This is a genomic window from Mesobacillus jeotgali (assembly GCF_031759225.1).
Taxonomy (GTDB): Bacteria; Bacillota; Bacilli; order Bacillales; family Cytobacillaceae; genus Mesobacillus; species Mesobacillus jeotgali_B.
Window position 1 is genome coordinate 1,182,911 of record NZ_CP134494.1, and the last position, 19,999, is coordinate 1,202,909.

The 19,999-nt window shown below is 43.9% G+C and carries 18 protein-coding genes; 13 read left to right on the plus strand and 5 right to left on the minus strand.

Annotation, left to right across the window (positions count from 1 at the left end):
- Positions 1–536: 536 nt before the first annotated feature.
- The gene (locus RH061_RS05890; protein WP_311074602.1) at positions 537–956 is read right to left on the minus strand and encodes an HIT family protein; all 420 of its coding nucleotides are present in this window, start codon (positions 954–956) and stop codon (positions 537–539) included.
- Between the two features lie 579 nt (positions 957–1,535).
- On the opposite strand from RH061_RS05890, the gene RH061_RS05895 reads away from it, so the two are divergent.
- The 3 genes from RH061_RS05895 to RH061_RS05905 all read left to right on the plus strand — a co-directional run bounded on the left by RH061_RS05895 (position 1,536) and on the right by RH061_RS05905 (position 4,303).
- On the plus strand, positions 1,536–2,276 hold the full coding sequence (locus tag RH061_RS05895; RefSeq protein ID WP_311074603.1) for an ABC transporter ATP-binding protein: 741 nt from the start codon (positions 1,536–1,538) through the stop codon (positions 2,274–2,276).
- The gene (locus RH061_RS05900) at positions 2,269–3,480 is read left to right on the plus strand and encodes an ABC transporter permease (protein WP_311074605.1); all 1,212 of its coding nucleotides are present in this window, start codon (positions 2,269–2,271) and stop codon (positions 3,478–3,480) included. Before RH061_RS05895 ends, RH061_RS05900 begins: the two co-directional genes overlap by 8 nt.
- 100 nt (positions 3,481–3,580) lie before the next feature.
- Positions 3,581–4,303 carry an EcsC family protein gene (locus RH061_RS05905; RefSeq protein WP_311074607.1) on the plus strand — a complete coding sequence of 241 codons (723 nt, stop codon included), beginning with the start codon at positions 3,581–3,583 and terminating at the stop codon, positions 4,301–4,303.
- A gap of 28 nt (positions 4,304–4,331) precedes the next feature.
- Here RH061_RS05905 and RH061_RS05910 read toward each other — a convergent pair whose 3' ends face one another.
- A complete protein-coding gene (locus RH061_RS05910) occupies positions 4,332–5,540 on the minus strand; it encodes a M20 family metallopeptidase (protein WP_311074608.1) in 1,209 nt (402 codons plus the stop codon).
- A gap of 153 nt (positions 5,541–5,693) precedes the next feature.
- A complete protein-coding gene (locus RH061_RS05915; RefSeq protein ID WP_311074609.1) occupies positions 5,694–7,085 on the minus strand; it encodes a hypothetical protein in 1,392 nt (463 codons plus the stop codon).
- 289 nt (positions 7,086–7,374) lie between these two features.
- Here RH061_RS05915 and liaF point away from each other — a divergent pair, with 289 nt between their 5' ends.
- From liaF to RH061_RS05930, 3 genes are read left to right on the plus strand one after another with little or no spacing between them, the layout of a single operon-like run.
- Positions 7,375–8,127, plus strand: a complete 753-nt coding sequence (gene liaF, locus RH061_RS05920; RefSeq protein ID WP_311074610.1) for a cell wall-active antibiotics response protein LiaF — start codon at positions 7,375–7,377, stop codon at positions 8,125–8,127.
- A 13-nt stretch (positions 8,128–8,140) separates the two neighbouring features.
- Positions 8,141–9,175: a sensor histidine kinase gene (locus tag RH061_RS05925; RefSeq protein WP_311074611.1), complete on the plus strand. Its 1,035-nt coding sequence runs from the start codon at positions 8,141–8,143 to the stop codon at positions 9,173–9,175.
- Complete coding sequence (locus RH061_RS05930) at positions 9,175–9,816, plus strand: response regulator (RefSeq protein WP_311074613.1); 642 nt, start codon at positions 9,175–9,177, stop codon at positions 9,814–9,816. Before RH061_RS05925 ends, RH061_RS05930 begins: the two co-directional genes overlap by 1 nt.
- 335 nt (positions 9,817–10,151) lie before the next feature.
- On the opposite strand, the gene RH061_RS05935 is transcribed toward RH061_RS05930, so the two are convergent.
- Positions 10,152–10,661, minus strand: coding sequence for an antibiotic biosynthesis monooxygenase family protein (locus RH061_RS05935; protein WP_311074614.1), 510 nt, complete (start codon positions 10,659–10,661; stop codon positions 10,152–10,154).
- Between the two features lie 351 nt (positions 10,662–11,012).
- On the opposite strand from RH061_RS05935, the gene hemE reads away from it, so the two are divergent.
- From hemE to RH061_RS05960, 5 genes are all read left to right on the plus strand, one after another.
- Positions 11,013–12,059, plus strand: a complete 1,047-nt coding sequence (gene hemE, locus RH061_RS05940) for a uroporphyrinogen decarboxylase (RefSeq protein WP_311074616.1) — start codon at positions 11,013–11,015, stop codon at positions 12,057–12,059.
- Between the two features lie 90 nt (positions 12,060–12,149).
- Entirely contained in the window at positions 12,150–13,088 is a 939-nt protein-coding gene (gene hemH / locus RH061_RS05945; protein ID WP_311074618.1) for a ferrochelatase, read from the plus strand.
- A gap of 28 nt (positions 13,089–13,116) precedes the next feature.
- Positions 13,117–14,544: a protoporphyrinogen oxidase gene (gene hemY / locus RH061_RS05950; RefSeq protein ID WP_311074619.1), complete on the plus strand. Its 1,428-nt coding sequence runs from the start codon at positions 13,117–13,119 to the stop codon at positions 14,542–14,544.
- A gap of 155 nt (positions 14,545–14,699) precedes the next feature.
- On the plus strand, positions 14,700–15,272 hold the full coding sequence (locus RH061_RS05955) for a TetR/AcrR family transcriptional regulator (protein WP_311074620.1): 573 nt from the start codon (positions 14,700–14,702) through the stop codon (positions 15,270–15,272).
- A 76-nt stretch (positions 15,273–15,348) separates the two neighbouring features.
- On the plus strand, positions 15,349–17,547 hold the full coding sequence (locus RH061_RS05960) for a YhgE/Pip family protein (RefSeq protein ID WP_311074621.1): 2,199 nt from the start codon (positions 15,349–15,351) through the stop codon (positions 17,545–17,547).
- A gap of 301 nt (positions 17,548–17,848) precedes the next feature.
- Here the strand turns inward: RH061_RS05960 and yhfH are convergent, their stop codons facing one another.
- Complete coding sequence (gene yhfH / locus RH061_RS05965; RefSeq protein WP_167832100.1) at positions 17,849–17,983, minus strand: protein YhfH; 135 nt, start codon at positions 17,981–17,983, stop codon at positions 17,849–17,851.
- A 171-nt stretch (positions 17,984–18,154) separates the two neighbouring features.
- Between yhfH and RH061_RS05970 the strand changes: the two genes are divergently transcribed.
- Both RH061_RS05970 and RH061_RS05975 read left to right on the plus strand, forming a co-directional pair.
- Complete coding sequence (locus tag RH061_RS05970; RefSeq protein WP_311074623.1) at positions 18,155–18,889, plus strand: MBL fold metallo-hydrolase; 735 nt, start codon at positions 18,155–18,157, stop codon at positions 18,887–18,889.
- A 13-nt stretch (positions 18,890–18,902) separates the two neighbouring features.
- Entirely contained in the window at positions 18,903–19,892 is a 990-nt protein-coding gene (locus RH061_RS05975; protein ID WP_311074624.1) for a lipoate--protein ligase, read from the plus strand.
- The last annotated feature ends 107 nt before the right edge of the window (positions 19,893–19,999 follow it).

A 19,999-nucleotide genomic window follows, 5' to 3' on the forward strand; every position in this document is an offset into this window, starting at 1 on the left:
TCGTTAATGTATTAAAGTTACTATCATGCTACCAGAAAAAGAAGGGGATTTCTAATATTTTCAGAAAAGTTTTGAAAATTGTTAGTAAAAAAATTAGGGAGCTGAATACAGCAAAAAGATTAAATAGAAATATTCTATAAGCCCAAAATCGGTTGGCAACAGTCAAAAGGTCACATAGAAATATTCTATAAGCCCAAGATCGGTTGGCAACAGTCAAAAGGTCACATAGAAAAATTCTATAAGCCCAAAATAGGTTGGCAACAGCTAAAAGGTCACATAGAAATATTCTATAAGCCCAAAATCGGTTGGCAACAGTCAAAAGGTCACATAGGAAAATTCTATAAGCCCAAAATAGGTTGGCAACAGCTAAAAGGTCACATAGGAAAATTCTATAAGCCCAAAATAGGTTGGCAACAGCTAAAAGGTCACATAGGAAAATTCTATAAGCCCAAAATCGGTTGGCAACAGTCAAAAGGTCACATAGAGAAGTTCGGTACTATAAAGTAAACACAAAAAAACTCCCGCAGAGCGGAAGTCTACATCTTGCTATTGATTTCTGCGGCGATTTTTTGATAATCGTCCGTGGTATATTGATCCTGGTGGGTTTTCCAGACTGCGCCGAAGCCATCTCCATTGCCATAGCGCGGAATCAAGTGCATATGGAAGTGGAAGACAGATTGCCCGGCGGCTTCACCGTTATTTTGCAGGACATTCAATCCGATCGGGTCATAGGCAGCCTTGATGGCATTGGCGACTTTTGGAACTGCCTTGAATACATTCGCGGCAATTTCATCTGTTAATTCATAGACATTTTTCTTATGTACTTTAGGAATGACAAGTGTATGTCCCTTCGTTACCTGGCTGATATCGAGGAAAGCCAGTACATTTTCGTCCTCGTAAACCTTGCTTGATGGGATGTCGCCATTGATGATTTTGCAAAAAATACAATCACTCATTTGTTCCACCCTTTCCATTGGTCATGTTTCTGGTATTTTATCACATTTTGACTATAAACATAAAGAAAGAAAGGACAGGATCCGCATGGAATCCTGTCCCCTGAAGGGAAAACGATTTACTGTTCATTGACGTTCTCAGCAGGTATACCTTTGATAAACACCTCATTTGTCAATTCATTTGAATTTACATAAATGATGGGTTATTCAGTACCTGGTTCAATCGGACCATCCCCTGTCTGCTTTAGTCGGTTTCACAACTTATAAAGCGGGAAGTGATCTGCGACACACACCTCATTTCAAAATGTGGAGTGATGTTACTGAACGGCTGGGTTAACATTTACGTAGCGCAATGCAACCATCCCCTTGTTTGAACGTTTAAATCAGTGTGCTTATAAAACGAATAATATGTCTTTTACAGACACCTCATTTCGAATTATTGCTTGTTTCCCCTTCAAAAATTATGATGCCCCGATTGTCATCATATATGCGGAAAAGTTTCGAAATAAGTTGAAGCTTTTCCTAATGAAGCTGTATTTGTTAAAATAACGGTACAGAATACGAACTGGAAGGACGTTGCACATGTCTTTATTGGAAATTAACGAGGTAACCGGCGGTTATACAAGGAATCCGGTTTTGAAAAATGTGAGCTTCACTGTCAATAAAAATGAAATCGTGGGATTGATTGGACTGAACGGTGCCGGAAAAAGTACGACAATCAAGCATGTGATCGGTCTGATGGAACCTCATAAAGGCGACATCAAAATCAATGGCAGAACCTTCTTAGAAGGCAAGGAAGAATATAGGAAACAGTTCACCTTTGTGCCGGAAACACCAATTCTTTATGAAGAGTTGACACTTGAAGAGCATCTGCGGCTGACCGCCATGGCATATGGACTTGAAGAAAAGGAATATGAACGACGCATTGATGCTTTATTGAAGGAATTCAGGATGAGCAAAAGGCTTAAGTGGTTTCCTGCGCATTTTTCAAAAGGGATGAAGCAGAAGGTCATGATCATGTGTGCATTTTTAGTACAACCTTCCCTGTATATCGTTGATGAGCCATTTGTCGGTCTCGATCCCCTTGGAATTCAATCTTTGCTGGATTTGATGGACAAGATGAAGGAAAATGGTGCCGGGATACTAATGTCGACGCATATTCTCGCAACGGCTGAACGTTACTGTGATCGTTTTGTCATTCTTCATAATGGCGAGGTCAGGGCGCATGGGACGCTTGAAGAGCTAAGGGAGCAGTTCAAGATGCCTGGAGCAACACTTGATGACCTGTATATCCAATTGACGAAGGAAGAAGACTATGTTTAATCCGCAGCACTTATGGAAGGAGCGTTTCGGTACCTTTGCCAAGGAAACGGGAAGCTACCTTCGATACATTTTTAATGGCCATTTAGTGATTGTCGTGCTGTTTTTATTGGGAACAGCAGCTTTTTACTATCAAGAGTGGATTGCAACGCTGCAGCCGGATTTCCCGGCGGCATGGATCATAGCTTTGGTTCTTGCATCCATACTTACATATAGTCCAATCCAGACATTTTTGACTGAGGCGGATAAAATCTTCCTGCTGCCGCTCGAAACAAGGTTGAATGATTATTTCAGGAAATCGATCGTATTCAGCCTGAGCCTGCAATCCTATTTATTGCTGATGGTACTCGCTGTGCTCATGCCGCTGCATGTAAAAATACATGATGCCGACTTCAAATCGTTTTTCATCCTATTGATCGCACTCATCCTGATAAAATGGTTGAATATTTTGATACGATGGAATGTACAGTATTTCATCGAAAAAAATGTTAGATTGACAGACAGTGTCATTCGTTTTTGTATCAATGTGGTGCTTTTGTATTTTATCTTCTCAGGAGCCCAGCTGATCTTTGTGGCGGTTCCGATCGCAGCCTTGATCCTGCTGAACTTGTATTATCAAAAACAGGCGAAAGACAAAGGCTTGAAGTGGGAGCAGTTGATTGAGGACGAAGAAAGACGGATGAACGCCTTTTATCGCGTGGCCAATATGTTTACGGATGTTCCGAAGCTGCGGGACCGCACGAAAAGGAGAAAATGGCTTGACTGGCTGGTTAATGTCATTCCATACAGGCAGGACCTGGCCTTCAGCCATCTATACTTAAGGACTTTCGCAAGGTCCGGGGATTATTTTGGATTGCTGGTCCGCCTTTCGCTGATAGGGGGAGCCGCGCTTTATTTCCTCACTTATGGGCCGGGGCAAATTTTTCTCGCTTTGCTATTCATGTATTTGACAGGGTTCCAGCTATTGCCCTTATGGAACCATCACCAAAACAAACTATGGGTGGGGCTGTACCCAGTGCCAGAGAAGGCAAGAAAGAAATCCTTCACAAGCTTGCTATTGGGAATCATGATCTTCCAGGCAGCTTTATTTGCTGCAGCAGTCCTGATTAAAGGGGAATGGCTGTCTGCCTTGATTGTATTGGCATCCGGCATCGCATTCTCGCTGTTTTTTGTTTATTTTTACAGCCAAAGCAAATTGAAATCCTAGTTAAGAATCCTTTTCGTAATCGCTTTAAGCTTTTATGAAAAGGATTTTTTTGAATCGTTTTTTTGGTTTGATACGTATGTAACAAAAAGGGGTGAGTGCTTTGAATGAATATGAATTAAAGGCATATGAAGAGGTAGTTGCCTGGAAGCGGAAGCTGAATAAACGTTCAAGCCTATTTGCGCGGGCATCAAAGAAAGCACAGACAAAGGTGAATCAGTTGATTCCCGACAAAGTCCATCAACTCTTGACGGAAAGCATTAAGAACATGGTCAAGGCGACATTGGCCGGATCGAATTATACGACGAAGAAGCAGCAGGGTACGGGGCTGACTCTTGCTGAAAAAGACCAGCAGCTTCTTAAAAAGCTGTCGGCGTACAAGAGGACAGCTGCAGTTGAAGGGGCCGGGACTGGAGCAGGCGGGATATTGCTGGGAATGGCGGATTTTCCATTGCTTTTATCGATAAAAATGAAATTCCTTTTTGATGCTGCGTCTGTCTATGGGTTTGATCCATCAAGATATGAAGAAAGGCTGTTCATCCTATATGTATTTCAGCTGGCTTTTTCAAGTGATGAGCATCGTAAGCAGACACTGGATTTGATTGAGAATTGGGAAGCAAGAAAAGCTGAATTGACCGAGCTGGATTGGCAGCAATTCCAACAGGAGTACAGAGATTATATCGATTTTGTCAAAATGCTGCAGCTGATGCCTGGGATTGGAGCTGTTGTTGGAGCTTATGCAAATTACAATCTTCTTGACCAGCTTGGAGAAACAGCGATGAACGTATATAGAATGAGGATACTGCAAACACCTCCGCAGCTATGAGCTTTGGAGGTGTTTTGCATTGGAATATTTATGCTAGTGTCTCACTTTTTTCACGCTTGTTTTGTTCTTTTGTTTGATAGTTGAGTGCGGCTGCACAAAGAGTCTTTGCCGCGATGACCATCGCTTTTTCGTCAAAATCGAATCTTGGGTGATGGTGTGGATAGGACCCGTTTGTTTCAGGCTTAGCTCCGGTGAAGAAGAAGGTGCCTTTAACATTCTGTAGATAGTAGGCAAAATCTTCACCGCCCATTTGAAGGGCACTTTCTTCTATTTTAGTCACTTCTGGAACCTTTGTTGCGCAGTCAATCAGGAATTCAGTTTCTGCTGCATGGTTGACGACAGCAGGATAGCCTTTATCATATTGGTAATCATAGGTGCAGTCTGTTGCCAGGCATGTGCCATGGACTACTTTTTCAATTTCCGCTGCAATGAAATCCCGGGTAGATTCGTTGAATGTCCTGACAGTGCCGATCAGCTTCGCTTTATCGGCAATTACATTAAAGGCATTGTCTGCAACGAAAGAACCGACGGTCACAACGGCAGAATCGACAGGGTCCACTCGTCTGCTGACAATTTGCTGCAAGGTCGAAACAAGCTGTGCTCCGGTGACGATGGCGTCCTTTGTCTTATGCGGCTGGGCACCGTGTCCGCCTTTTCCCTGGATCGCTATTTCAAACCGGTCAGCTGCCGCCATTATGGGTCCGATCCGGTACTGGATGGTACCCGTCGGTTCAGTGGCCCACAGATGGGTGCCGAAAATTACATCTACTCCATCAAGACAGCCGTCTTCAATCATTGAGATGGCCCCGCCTGGAGCGTATTCTTCAGCATGCTGGTGAATCATGACATATGTACCCTGCAAGTTTTCCTTGTTTTCGTATAATACCTTTGCGAGAACCAATAATGTTGCTGTATGTCCATCATGTCCGCAAGCATGCATCACACCGGGAACCAATGATTTATATGGCACTTCCTTCTCATCTTGAATCGGCAAGGCATCAAAATCAGCTCTGAGCGCGACCGTTTTTCCAGGCTTTGCACCTTGGATTGTTGCGACTACTCCATTTCCTCCCACATTTGCGCGGACCTTTGCGCCAAGTTTTTCGTAGAATGATTGAATATATTTTGCTGTGTTCACTTCCTGAAAAGACAACTCAGGATGTTGGTGCATATACCGGCGGATTTCCACCATTTCCGGAAAAAGGGTATCTATTTTTCTGAAAAGCTGATCCTGCAATTGATTCATCTCCTTATGTTTAATAGTTTGATAATTTAAATAATTATAGCACATAAATAGATTAAAAACATTTTAGAATCATAGCAAAAGAAGCTCCCATGAAGGAAGCTTCGTATATAAATGGAGCCATTGAATGGCATCCAGTGTTTTAAATTAGATCAGGAACATTGCGACAATCGTAGTGACAATAAGGCCGAATGTAACAGGAAGCAGATTCCTTCTCGCTAATTCGAACGGATCGACACCGCAAATCGCGGCTGCGGGGATCAGTGCCCATGGAACTAAAGTGCCGCCGCCGACCCATATGCCTGCGATTTGGCCAAGCGCAGTCAGGGTAGCTGCTCCTGCACCTATAGCAGACGAGAAAATTGCTGCCACCGAGCCTGCAAGAGAAATACCGGAAAAGCCAGAACCGTCGAGGCCGGTTATTGCGCCAACAGCAGTTAGCGTAATCGCACCAACTTCAGCGCTGAGCGGAACGACAGAAGCAAGCGCCACACCGAGATCATTTACGATGCCCTGGGATGTTTTTGGCAGGAATTCACCGATGATTTTGGTGAAGCCTGAATCACCAAGGTAGAAGAAGGCGGCGATCGGGATGACGGCTCCGAAAACCTTGAAACCGAACTGGAATCCTTCAATGAGATAACTGGTTGTTTTTTCGAGACCTTTATTTTTGTGTGCTGCGATGGATATGAGAAGAAGGATGAAGATCGAGGTACCGCCTACAAGTGCAGTGGCGTCGCCCCCCTGTAAGTCGAGAATGGACATGGCAGCGACATCTGCTGCAAATAAAACGGGGATCATGAAAGCGAAAAACTTCCTTGCACCGTTTGATAATAAGCTGGGATCACTTGTTTGATCCATTTCCAGCTGCAGCGAACCTCCGCTTTTTAGCTTTCCGTTTTTCATGTCCCTTTTTAATAGGTAGAAAGCGGTGATCGTTGTGACAAGACCCATTACAATAACCAGCGGGATGCTGGCCTGGACCACTGAACTGACAGGGATGCCAGCTGCATCAGCAGTCAGTTTTGGAGCTGCCTGGATGACAAAGTCTCCCGAGAGAGCGATTCCGTGACCGAAAAGGTTCATTGCGACTGCTACACCGAGCGCTGGCAATCCGACTCTTACTGCCACAGGTAAAAGAACGGCTCCCATTAAAGCAACCGCAGGAGAAGGCCAGAAGAACCAGGATATGACCATCATGACAATCCCGATCGTCCAATAAGCAAGCGCTGGTGTTTTGATCAGCTTGGCGAACGGGGAAATCATCGCATCATTGATACCGGTCACCGTAAGGGTCCTGCTCATCGCTACGATAATCGATATGACTAGAATGGTCGGCAAAAGCTCGGTAATCGCATAGATGAAACTATTGAATATGCTGCTCACCGATGCACTCAGCGACCCAGTCGCGACGACTGCCAGCAGGAATATTCCGATAATCGATATAAGAGTTGTGTCTCTTCTCATGACCATGAAGCCAATAATAAGGAAAATGAATAAAACATAGATCCAATGAAGTGCGGTTAATTCTATTAGCATAAAATAAAGCTCCTTTCTAAATGACATGCTGTTTTCACTTCGCGCAATATAGGCGGATTTCCTAATTGAGTACTACAGGATATGATGGCCGCGGAAAGGTGTGAGCGGTATGTGATAATTTTTTATCGGTCTCGAGACGGAGGGGGAAAGCTTCTCCAGAGGGGCGGAAAATGTCAAGCTACCCTGTAAAATAAAGTAGATTAATATTATGGGTTAACCGTAAAATAAAGGGATTATCCGAGGCAGAAAAGAATAATTGATTATGATGGAAAGAAAGAAGGGGGAACTTTTGGGGACACGTTCGGTGAATCAGATAGCTGCGGCTGTCATACTATCAGGTCTGGGAATTATACTTCTGCTAGTTAACTTAGGTGTCATTTCCTTGGAAATAAAAGAGCTTTTTGTCGTAACCTATCCTTTTTTACTACTAGTCTATGGATTAGTGCTATTGATGAGAAAGCAGTTCGGATGGGGATCATTCATCACCCTTTTTTCATCGTTGCTGATCATGGACCGTTTTGATGTGATTGATTTTCGATTTCTTGATGTCTGGAAGCTATGGCCGCTAGTGTTGATCTATTTTGGGGCAGCCATTCTTTTTAAAAGTAAAAAAATAAAGGTTATGTACCAAACTGATATATCGTCAACGAAGGAGATGTCTGAAGCCTCCTTAAAGAAAATACGAGGGGTTTCGATTGGAAATGTGACATTCAAAAAGCAGAACTGGGCAGTCGAACCTATGGATTTATACAATATGGTCGGGGAATATTTTATCGACTTCAGCAAAGGCTTCATTCCGGACAGGGAGACGCCAATAAGGGTAAGAGGCTGGATTGGTGAAGTGAAGATGCTCATACCGGAGGATGTCCCGGTAAAGATTGATGCGGTCATTGGTGTCGGTGAAGTAAAGCTATTCGATTATGCGCAGGAGCAAATAAAACACGTCGTCGCCTATAAGTCGGATGATTATGACCAGGCAGTAAGGAAGTTGAATATTACGATTGAATTGAAGATCGGTTCTGTAAGAATTGATCGAGTGTAGGAGGGAGAAGCAAATGACAAGTATCCGATTATGGTTTATCCAGACCTTCTTGATGATGGCTTTCATAACTTCTCTCATCCTCTTCATCGGCCTTCAAATCTTTATATTCCTAGTGCCCGACAGCGGCCTTTCTACTTCAATGACCTTCTGGTTTTGGCTGTATAGCTTTGTAACGATAGCAGCTGTTGGATTTTACTTCAGTTTACGAGGCAGCTATGTAATCAAAGGGCGACTGGGCGACATTTTGCTGTTCATTGCTACTTTGCGCAGAGGCAAATTCACCGAAAGAATCATGACGGACGAAAAAGACGAAATCGGGCTCATCTCAGAGGAACTCAACCAGTTATCTGAATACCTCCAGGAGCAGGTCTATTCACTGCAGCGGCTGGCGGAGGAAAAAACAGAGCTATCAAAGACGGTAAAGTCGGTCGCGACCATGGAGGAAAGGCAAAGGCTTGCCAGGGATCTGCATGACGTGGTCAGCCAGCAGCTATTCGCACTCAGTATGATGTCATCCGCTTCCCTAAGGTGGTTTGACCAGGAGCCAGAAAAAGCCCGAAAGCAGCTGGAGCAAATTTCTGAAATAGCAGGCAAAGCACAGGGAGAGATGCGGGCTCTTCTTCTTCACTTGAGACCTGTCCAACTGAGTGGGGAGAGTTTGTGTGAAGGGATTATTAAACTGATCCGGGAACTTAAGCAAAAAACGAACCTGGCATTCGAAGCAAGCGTCGATGAGATCGAGCATATTTCGCAAGCGGCTGAGGAGCATATTTTTCGGATCGTCCAGGAAGCACTGTCCAATATCCTCCGCCATGCCGATGCGACAAAGGTAAAACTGATACTTTCAGAGGAACAGCAATATATCCATCTATATATAGGAGACAACGGCAAAGGGTTTGACATCCACGAAGAAAGGATGGCATCCTACGGCCTTAAGACGATGAGGGAACGGTGCGAGCAAATTGGCGGTACATATAATATCCGTTCAAAAGCGGATGAAGGGACATATATTGAAATACGGATACCTGCAATGAGGAGGGAAGAATAATGGAGAAAATCAGGGTGGCGGTAGTGGATGATCATGAAATGGTCCGAAAAGGCATCATTTCCTATTTGGAAACCGAACCGTGTATTGAGATCGTCGGCGAGGCAGATTCCGGAAAAAGGGCTGTTTCACTAGTGAAAGATACAAAACCTGATGTTGTACTAATGGATCTGTTAATGGAGAATGGGACGGGAATTGAAGCAACAAAGGAGATTCTAAGTTTCTACCCAGAATGCAAAATCATCATCATCACGAGCTTTTATGACGATGAACAAGTTTTTCCGGCAATCGAAGCAGGAGCATTCAGCTATATGCTAAAAACAGCTTCTGCATCAGAAGTCATCAGGGCGATTGAAAAAGCGTCCAGAGGAGAAACGGTCATTGAACCAAAGGTAGCCAACAGGATGATGAAAAGATTAAGGCCACAGGAGCGGAAGCCACACGATGAACTGACAGAAAGGGAGCTTGAAGTACTGAAATGTATTGGAGAAGGAATGACGAATCAGCAAATCAGCGAGGAGTTATTCATCGGCGTGAAAACGGTCAAAACCCATGTTTCCAATATTCTGGGTAAACTTGGTTTGTCCGACAGAACCCAGGCTGCAGTATACGCAAACCGGAACGGATTGATTAAGATGCCATAAGTGTGGGAGGGTGTCACGAGATGACACCCTCTTTTACATTGATAAAGCTGTGATGGAGACACGAAATGACGCAGAATCAGAAAAAAGCGCTTGCCATAAGTCTGATGGAGACACGAAATGACGCAGGACCAGAAAAATGCGCTTGCCATAAGTCTGATGGAGACACGAAATGACGTGGGATAAGAAAAAAGCGCTAACCATCAGCCTTATGGAGACAAGATACGCCGCGGAATCTGGTAAAAGCGTCATCCATCGGCCTGATGGAGACACGAAATAGCCCAATACCAGAAAAAAGCGCCACCCATGACCTCAAGGGTGGCGCCAAAGGAAGACGATCATTCGCCTTCAATATAGTATTTTGAGACATATGAGGCGCTTTCGAAAATATTAGGTCTTGCTCCATCAATTCCAGCCTCTGTCCCGCGATTCTTATGTGCATGTGCATAGGCTTTGGATTTTTGCCAGTTTTCGAATGCTCCTTCATTTTCCCAGATGGTCAAAATGATATAAGTGTTGGAGCTCAATGGCCGCAGTACACGGATGGCGACAAAACCTGGTTCGTTCTCGATGAGTCTTGGCCGGTTAAGGAAGCGGTCCTCAAATAGCGGTCTTCCCTCATCGGTTACAGGGATATTGTTAAAAACAGCAAAGCCTTCATGGCCAAGTTGGCCTGCTGAATCAATCACTTCATATTTCCTAGGCGAACTGAATAATGTCTTGTTTTCAGTTTCATGGACTAGGATGGATGATTCGTTGTTGTTCATCAGGACCATGTTTTCGGCCTGGTGTTTTTCTTTTATTTTTAACAGAAAATCAGCAGTTCCCGAAGTTATGAATAGATTCATCTTTTCACCTCATTTTAAATAATTATTGCTTCCTTCTATTATAATGATTTAACATCTTCATCTATTTTCCCTTTTTGAGAGAAGCTAAAAACAAAAATTCGACAAATTTTCAACAATTTAAAGCGTTTCCTATGAAATCGGTTAATAAAAACGATATAGTGTATATAGTTTGTTATTTTTTCAATATCAGTTGATTTCCATTCCAATCAACTGATTTAAAACGGTGAAGTGCTATTATATTACATCTGGTATAACCATCACCATTTTATTAGGTTAAAATAGTTGTTTTTTATTTTAATCCTTTTATATTACAATGGATTACAGACATTATTGAAAGGTGGACCACACTCAATGAGCAAGGTGATTAATGATACATTTTTAAAAGCAGCCAGAGGAGAAGCTACAGATTACGTTCCTGTCTGGTATATGAGACAAGCAGGCAGGTCACAGCCTGAATATAGAGAAATCAAGGAGAAATACTCTTTATTTGAAATAACGCACCAGCCTGAGCTTTGTGCATATGTTACAAGGCTTCCTGTAGAACAATACGACGTTGATGCGGCGATTCTTTACAAGGATATCATGACCCCGCTGCCAGCAATGGGAGTAGATGTAGAAATTAAATCAGGGATCGGACCTGTCATTTCCAACCCTGTAAAATCATTGTCTGATGTTGAAAAATTGGGTGCGATCAACCCAGAATCAGATATTCCGTATGTGCTTGATACAATCAAGCTGCTGACAGAAGAACAGCTGTCTGTTCCATTGATCGGTTTCTCGGGAGCGCCGTTTACCCTTGCAAGCTACATGATTGAAGGCGGGCCTTCAAAGAATTACAACAAGACAAAGGCATTCATGTACGCCCAGCCGGAAGCGTGGTTCGCGTTGATGGACAAGCTAGGAGATATGGTGATTACATATGTGAAATCCCAAATCAAGGCCGGTGCTAAAGCAATCCAAATTTTTGATTCATGGGTAGGAGCATTGAATGTCCAGGATTACCGTACATTCATCAAGCCCGTTATGAACAGGATTTTTTCTGAACTTAAGAAAGAAAATGTACCATTGATCATGTTTGGTGTTGGTGCAAGCCATCTTGCCATGGAATGGAACGACCTTCCGCTTGATGTAGTGGGACTGGATTGGCGTCTTCAGGTGAGCGAGGCTCGCGAACTTGGAATCCAGAAAACTGTCATGGGGAACCTTGATCCTGCAATCCTTCTTGCACCATGGAATGTGATCGAAGAAAGGGCAAAAGCGATTCTTGACCAGGGTATGGCACAGCCAGGCTACATCTTCAACCTGGGCCACGGGGTATTCCCATCTGTGAACCCTGAGACATTGAAAAAGCTGACGGCTTTCATCCACGAGTACTCTGCCTCAAAATTAGGCAAATAGTCTATATTCTGCTCCAGAGCATTACATTTGGTAAAATGGTCTTGTTTTTGGCAGAATATAAGCTTAGAGACACGAAAAAGAGGTGCAATCATGACTAAGAAAAAGATGGGTTTGCTTGTGATGGCATATGGCACGCCCTACAAAGAAGAAGATATTGAACGTTACTATACACATATCCGCCACGGCCGTCCGCCGGCACCGGAAATGCTTGAAGACTTGAAACAGCGCTATGAAGCAATCGGCGGCATTTCACCACTTGCAAAAATCACGGTGGAACAGGGCGAAAAGCTCGAACAGCATCTGAACAGCGTTCAGGATGAGATTGAATTCAAAATGTATCTTGGTTTGAAACATATCGAGCCGTTCATCGAGGATGCCGTGAAGCAAATGCATGATGATGGCATTAAAGAGGCAGTAAGCATCGTGCTGGCACCGCATTTTTCAACCTTCAGTGTAAAATCGTATAATGGACGAGCTAAAGAAGAAGCAGAAAAGCTAGGCGGACTTGAAATTGTATCAGTCGAGCAGTGGTACGATGAACCGAAATTCATTAAGTACTGGGCAGACAGAGTAAGTAAAACCTTTGCGGAAATGCCTGCTGACGAGCGCGAAAACGCAGTATTGATCGTTTCTGCCCATAGCCTTCCTGAGAAGATTCTCCAAATGGGTGATCCTTATCCTGAACAGTTAAAAGAAACAGCGGATCTGATCGCAAAGCAGGCAAACCTGAAAAATTACGAAGTTGGCTGGCAGAGTGCTGGCAACACGCCTGAGCCTTGGCTAGGGCCTGATGTCCAGGACTTGACGAGGGAACTGTTCGAAAAGAATGGCTATAAAGCATTTGTTTATGTGCCGGCAGGGTTTGTTTCCGACCATCTGGAAGTACTGTATGACAATGATTATGAATGTAAAGTCGTGACAGAAGAAATCGGAGCCAGCTATTACAGGCCGGCGATGCCGAATACAGAGCCTGAATTCATCGATGCACTGGCAGATGTCATTTTAAAGAAGCTGTCAACATCACGCTAAAACTCTTACTTAAAGAAGGCGATTTACCGTGACAGAAAAAAAGAAAGTTGTAATTGTAGGCGGTGGCATAACGGGTTTAGCGGCAGCATACTATTTGCGTAAGCATGCCAGGGAGAACCAGCTTCCTCTTGATGTGAAACTGGTCGAATCGTCCCATCGTGTTGGCGGGAAAATGCAAACGTATGTTAAAGATGGCTTTGTCATTGAAAGAGGGCCGGATTCCTTCCTGGAAAGAAAAGAGAGCGCAGGGCGTCTGGCCAGGGAAGTAGGTTTAGGAGATAAGCTAGTCAATAACAGTACAGGGAAATCGTATGTGCTGGTGAAGGACAAACTCCACCCTATGCCTGGCGGAGCAGTGATGGGAATTCCCACTCAAATCGCTCCTTTTGTTACAACCGGCCTATTTTCCTGGCCAGGTAAGTTCCGGGCTGCCGGAGACTTCTTTATACCACCTTCAAAGGTAAAAGGAGACCAGTCCCTTGGCGAATTTTTCCGGCGGAGGCTTGGCGATGAAGTGGTTGAAAACCTGATTGAGCCTCTGCTCTCCGGTATTTATGCTGGGAATATCGATAACATGAGCCTATTGTCCACTTTTCCGCAATTCTACCAGGTAGAGCAGAAATACGGGAGTTTGATTCTTGGCACAAAGAAAACAACTCCTTCGGCAAAAAAGAAGCCTGCTGAAACGGGTCAGGCTAAGAAAAAAGGAATGTTCCTGACTGTGACGACTGGTCTTCAATCATTTGTTGACGCGATTGAATCCAAGCTTGAACCTGGTTCTGTCATTAAGGGAATCAGGGTCGATAAAGTGAGCAAACAGGAGAATGGTTACCGTCTGAGGCTGAGCAGCGGCGAATCGCTTGATGCAGACAGCATCCTGATAGCTGCCCCGCATGAAGCAGCGCTGCATATGTTCTCCGATCACGAACATATTTTTGACCCATTCCGCGATATGCCTTCAACTTCTGTTGCGACGGTTGCCATGGCATTTCCGGAAAGTGTCATAAAAGAAGATATTGATGGTACCGGCTTCGTTGTTTCAAGGAACAGTGATTATACAATCACCGCCTGCACTTGGACCCATAAGAAGTGGCCTCATACAACACCTGAGGGAAAAGTTCTGCTTCGTCTTTATGTCGGCAGGCCGGGTGACGAGGCAATTGTCGAGCTCTCGGATGATGAGATCATCAAGATCGCTCTCGAGGATTTAAATAAAACGATGGATATCCAGGCACAGCCTGACTTTGCAGTAGTGTCACGATGGAAAGAGGCCATGCCGCAGTATACTGTCGGACATAAGGAAAGAGTCACGAAGCTGAAGAATGACCTGGCCAGTGAGCTTCCTGGCGTCTACGTAGGTGGCAGCTCGTATGAGGGAGTCGGCCTTCCAGACTGCATAGATCAAGGAGAAGCAGCCGTCGAAAAGATCCTGTCATATTTGAAGCTTCGTGGATAAAAGGGCTGTCCCTTTTGTGAACAAATATAGTTATTTATAAAAAACCCTTTTAGGGTTTTTTATTTTTTCATCCTTGCCATAGTGTTAATTACATGATAAATTAGTCAGTGACATATTGACCGTTTTTCTCATTTGGTCATATTGGAGGTGATAGCATGGCGGTCGACCGGAGACAGCAGATTATTGAAGCAGCCACCAACTCTTTTTCATTGTACGGCTATAAGGCGACTACAATTGATCAAGTCGCAAAGCTGGCGAACGTTGGGAAAGGCACAATCTATACCTTTTTCAAAAATAAAGAACAGCTTTTCGATGAAATCGTTAATGGCCTGATCAAAGAAATGAAAGAAGTCGCTAATGAAGCGGTAAATCCATCAGATTCTTTTTATGAAAATGTCCACAGAGCATTATATAGACTGCTGGAATTTCGTAAAAAACATCAATTGACAATCAAACTCTCGCAAGAAGCCCGGGATATTGGGACACCAGCTGTCCTGGAGGTTATGGATAAATTAGAATCGGCCATCCTGAGCTTTATTAAGGAAAAGGTCATTCAGGCAATCCAAAAGGGAGAAATAAAGGAATGCGACCCGGAGATCACAGCGTTCATAATGATGAAGCTTTATATCGCGCTGATTTTTGACTGGGAAAAAAAGAACGAGCCACTTGAAAAAGAAGAAATCTCAGATCTGTTTGAGTTTTATATTTTTAAAGGATTGTCTGATTAAGGATGGTCCTTATTTTTAACAGAAAAATGACCAAATGAACAAAACGGTCAGAAAATTACATCATGGAGGACTAAAAATGAAAAAGAGTTTATTTACCCAAGAGTTGCTTGCTATTTTTCGCAACAAGAAGCTTCTTATTCCGATCATTGCAGTTTTATTCATTCCGGTTCTTTACAGTGGAATGTTCTTGTGGGCATTCTGGGATCCGTACGAACATCTTTCAGATCTTCCCGTAGCTGTTGCCAACAGCGATTCAGGGACAACTTTAGATGGGGAGAAGCTGGAACTTGGCAATGACCTGGTTGAGAAATTAAAAGAAAACCAGGATTTTGGATTTAAGTTTGTGTCCGAAGAAGAAGGGACTAGGGGACTGGAGCAGCAAAAATATTATATGCTCATCAAAATCCCGGAAGATTTCTCTGAAAATGCAACAACTTTGATGGATGAACACCCTGAAAAACTCGAACTTGTTTATATGCCTAATGAAAGCTTCAACTTTTTATCTGCTCAGATTGGCGGGACAGCAGCAGAAAAAATTAAAGCATCTGTGTCCGAGAAGGTTTCTGAAACCTATGCTGAAACGATGTTTGGCAAAGTGGGCGAACTGGCCGATGGTCTATCTAAAGCGAGCGACGGAGCTGCTGGCTTGAGCGAAGGAGCAGTCAAGCTAAAGGACGGAAGCCAGGAGCTTAATGATCAGTTATCTGTTTTGGCAAGCAAGTCGATCGAGTTCAACCAGGGAATGAATTCGGCTAATTCCGGAACAAAAGAGTTGGCTGCTGGAGCAGGAAAACTAGCTGGAGGCCTTGGCCAATTGGTGGAGGGCGAAACGAAGCTGGAGGATGCTTCAGGAAAGCTCCTTTCAGGCCAGAAAGATTTACAGGCAGGAGCTTCAGGAGTTAAAGCGGGATTAGACCAAGTAAACAGCAAGATACCAGCAATGGTCGAGGGGACAACTAAAATTGAAGAGGGCGCTGAAAAGCTCGGCCAGAACCTATCAGCATGGAAAGCAGGTGCTGACAAAGCGGCTGGCGGTGCAGCTGAACTTCATGCAGGCATTCAGGAGCTCAAGAAGCAAATGGAGGCAATGGCGCCTTTATTAGGTGAATACCCTGAGAAACAGCAGCAACTAGCCCAGGCTCTTAATGAACTTGAAGCTGGCAGTGCAAGCCTTGAACAGGGAACAGCGACACTTTCAGATTCAGCAGGTGCACTGGCTGGGGGTTCAGAGACATTATCGGCTGGCTTGAAAGAAGTAATGGCAGGCCAGAACCAGCTCCAGCAAGGAATTTCTGAACTTGCAGCTGGCAGTGGAGAACTTGAAACGGGTGCTGCAAAGCTGGCAGCCGGCCATGAAGAATTTCAATCTGGCCTACAGCAGTTCGGCGACAAGCTAAGTGAGGCGAAAGCTGGTTCTGTTGAGCTGGCGAATGGTAGTTCCAAACTTGTTGGTGGAATGGATCAATTGGCATCTGGGTCCTCAGCCATGAGGGATGGAACAGGTCAACTGGCATCAGGTGCTGAAAAATTGTCAGAAGGCAATACAAAAGTAGCAGATGGGACGACAGAGCTTGCTGAAAAGTTGAAGGATGGAGCGGAGGAAGCACAGCTTAATCCAAACGAGGATACCTATAATATGCTGGCGGCACCAGTCAAGCTGCAAAGTGAAACATTCAAATCAGTTCCGAATTATGGGACAGGGTTTGCACCTTACTTTTTATCTCTTGGTTTGTTTGTCGGCGCATTGCTGCTTTCCATAGTATTCCCATTAAGGGAGCCAGCTGGTGTTCCTAAAAGCGGGGTAAGTTGGTTCTTTGGAAAGTTCGGTATCCTGGCAGGAATCGGAATATTGCAGGCTCTTGCAGCAGATGCCATCCTTCTTTTGGGTCTCGGCCTGAAGGTTGAAAGCATTCCGCTATTCCTGATTTTCTCGATTGTCACAAGCCTGACCTTCATTGCATTGATCCAATTCCTTGTGACATTGTTAGGAGACCCAGGACGTTTTGTTGCAATTATCATTCTTATTTTGCAGCTTACTACCAGCGCTGGAACTTTCCCGTTGGAATTAATTCCTGGATTTTTACAGGAATTTAACGCTTATTTGCCAATGACATATTCTGTGCAGGGATTCAAAGCTGTGATCTCGAGCGGCGATTTCAGTTTCATGTGGCAAAATACAGGAATTTTGGCAGGATACATTTTAGTCCTGGCAGCAGGCACAGCATTATATTTCCATTGGATGTTCAAAAGGAAATTTGCCATGTTAGTTGAATGACAAAGGCCCTTTTCGTATTGCGAAAACAGCCATAATAAAAAAGAGGCCAGCTCGAATAGATATCGAGCTGGCTTTTCATGTGCAGCTATTACACTGCGGAAAAGGGATTGTATTACACCCGGGAAACCGGGGAAGGAAAACGAATCAATTTGAATTATAGACGTATATCTACTTCGAGAATTGTCCAGCTCCATCGCCTAGCCCCTCGAGACGTTTCGGTCCGCCCAATGAAGTCAAAGAACGACTTCACTGGTCAGCCCTCCAACGCTTGTCGGGGCTGAACAAGGCGCTTGCGCTTTTCTTATAGTTTACCAGGGTCCATGCATCCATCACACTTATTTCCATAGCACTCATGCTGTTCGTCAATCGATTCTCCACACTCAATACACTGCTTCTTCGGCAAATTACGAAAGAATTCTACGACATTTTGAATCATGTTGTTCCCCTCCAAACAAGTTGTGTTTTGGTACAGTATCATTATTTACTCTATTGTATTATAACAGAGTGAAAGGCGTCAATCATAATTTTCTGAAAAAGCCGTTCTAGTGAAAAAATGGGCAGAATGAAGTATAGTGATAGAAAAAGCGTGATTATAGGAGGGAAATCATTGAAGCTGACTATAGTAGGGTTCTGGGGCGGGTATCCAAAAGTGAATGAGGCAAGCACTGGATATTTGCTTGAACATGAAGGATTTAAGCTGATGATCGACTTTGGCAGCGGCGTACTGGCCAGACTCCAAAATTTCGTCCAGCCTGAAGAGTTGGATGCCATGGTGCTGTCACATTATCATCCAGACCACATCGCAGATATTGGCGTATTGCAGCATGCACGTCTGATTCAGGGATTTCTGGGAAAAAGGTCCCCGCAGCTTCCGATTTATGGACATACTCAGGATACACAGGAATTTGCGAAGCTTACATACAAAAACATCACTAAAGGGGTCGCTTATGACCCGGCTAAAAAGCTGAACGCAGGACCTTTCACGATTTCATTCCTGTCTGCTGTCCATCCGGTTCCTTGCTATGCAATGAGGATCGAAGCCGGTGGCAAGTCACTGGTGTATACTGCCGATACTTCATTTAAGGAAGAGTTCATCCCGTTTGCTTCCGGTGCAGACTTGCTGCTTTCCGAATGCAATTTTTACGGGAACCAGGATGGAAAAGGTGCGGGACATATGAACAGCTATGATAACGGACAGCTTGCGGCTGAAGCAGGTGTTAAGCAGCTGGTCCTGACCCATTTGCCGCATTATGGGGAAATTGACCAGCTTGTTTCAGAAGCATCAACCATTTTCAATGGCCCTATAACCCTTGCGAGGGAAGGGCTGGAAATCACTCTTTAAAGGAGAATCAATCATGTTATTTATCGATAATAAAGGAATCACAGACCCAAGGATTAACCTGGCAATTGAAGAATATGCCTTGAAGAACCTTGACATTAATGAAACGTACTTACTGTTTTATATAAACGAGCCATCCATCATCATTGGCAAAAACCAGAATACGATTGAAGAAATCAATACCGAATATGTCGACAGGAATGGCATTCATGTTGTCCGCAGATTATCAGGCGGAGGTGCTGTTTACCATGATCTTGGCAACCTGAACTTCAGCTTTATCACGAAGGACGATGGAGAAAGCTTCCACAACTTCAGGAAGTTTACCGAGCCCGTGGTGAATGCTCTAAGGAAACTAGGAGTCAATGCGGAATTAAGCGGAAGGAATGACCTGTTGGCAGAAGGAAGAAAGATATCCGGTAACGCTCAATTTTCGACAAGAGGGCGGATGTTCAGCCATGGAACACTTCTGTTTGATTCAGAGATTGAAAGCGTAGTTTCAGCGCTTAACGTAAAAAAAGACAAAATAGAATCTAAAGGTATTAAATCAATCCGCAGCCGAGTTGCGAATATCTCCGAGTTCCTTTCTGAAAAAGTGACAATTGAGGAATTCCGTTCCCTTCTGCTAAAAAATATCTTTGATGGATTGGACGATATTCCTGAGTATGTCTTAACAGAGCAGGACTGGGAAAATATCCATGAGCTTTCCAAAGAAAGATACCAGAACTGGGATTGGAATTATGGCAAGTCGCCTAAGTTCAACCTTCAGCATTCGCATCGTTTCCCAGTTGGCCAGGTCGATGTCCGCTTTGAAGTAAACAAAGGGATCATTGAAAACTGCAAAATTTATGGAGATTTCTTCGGTGTAGGCGATGTGACTGAAGTTGAGGACAAGCTGACAGGAATTAAATATGAAAGGTCCCAAATTGCTCAGGCGTTGGAAGGTGTAGATATAAAACATTATTTCGGAAATATTTCTAAAGAAGATTTCATTAACTTAATATATTAACTTTTGAAACGCGGTGTTGATGCACCGCGTTTTTTATTCTGAAAGTAAAATTGTTAGAATTCCGACATATTTTCCTTGAATCCATAATTTTCTTTCAATATAATATA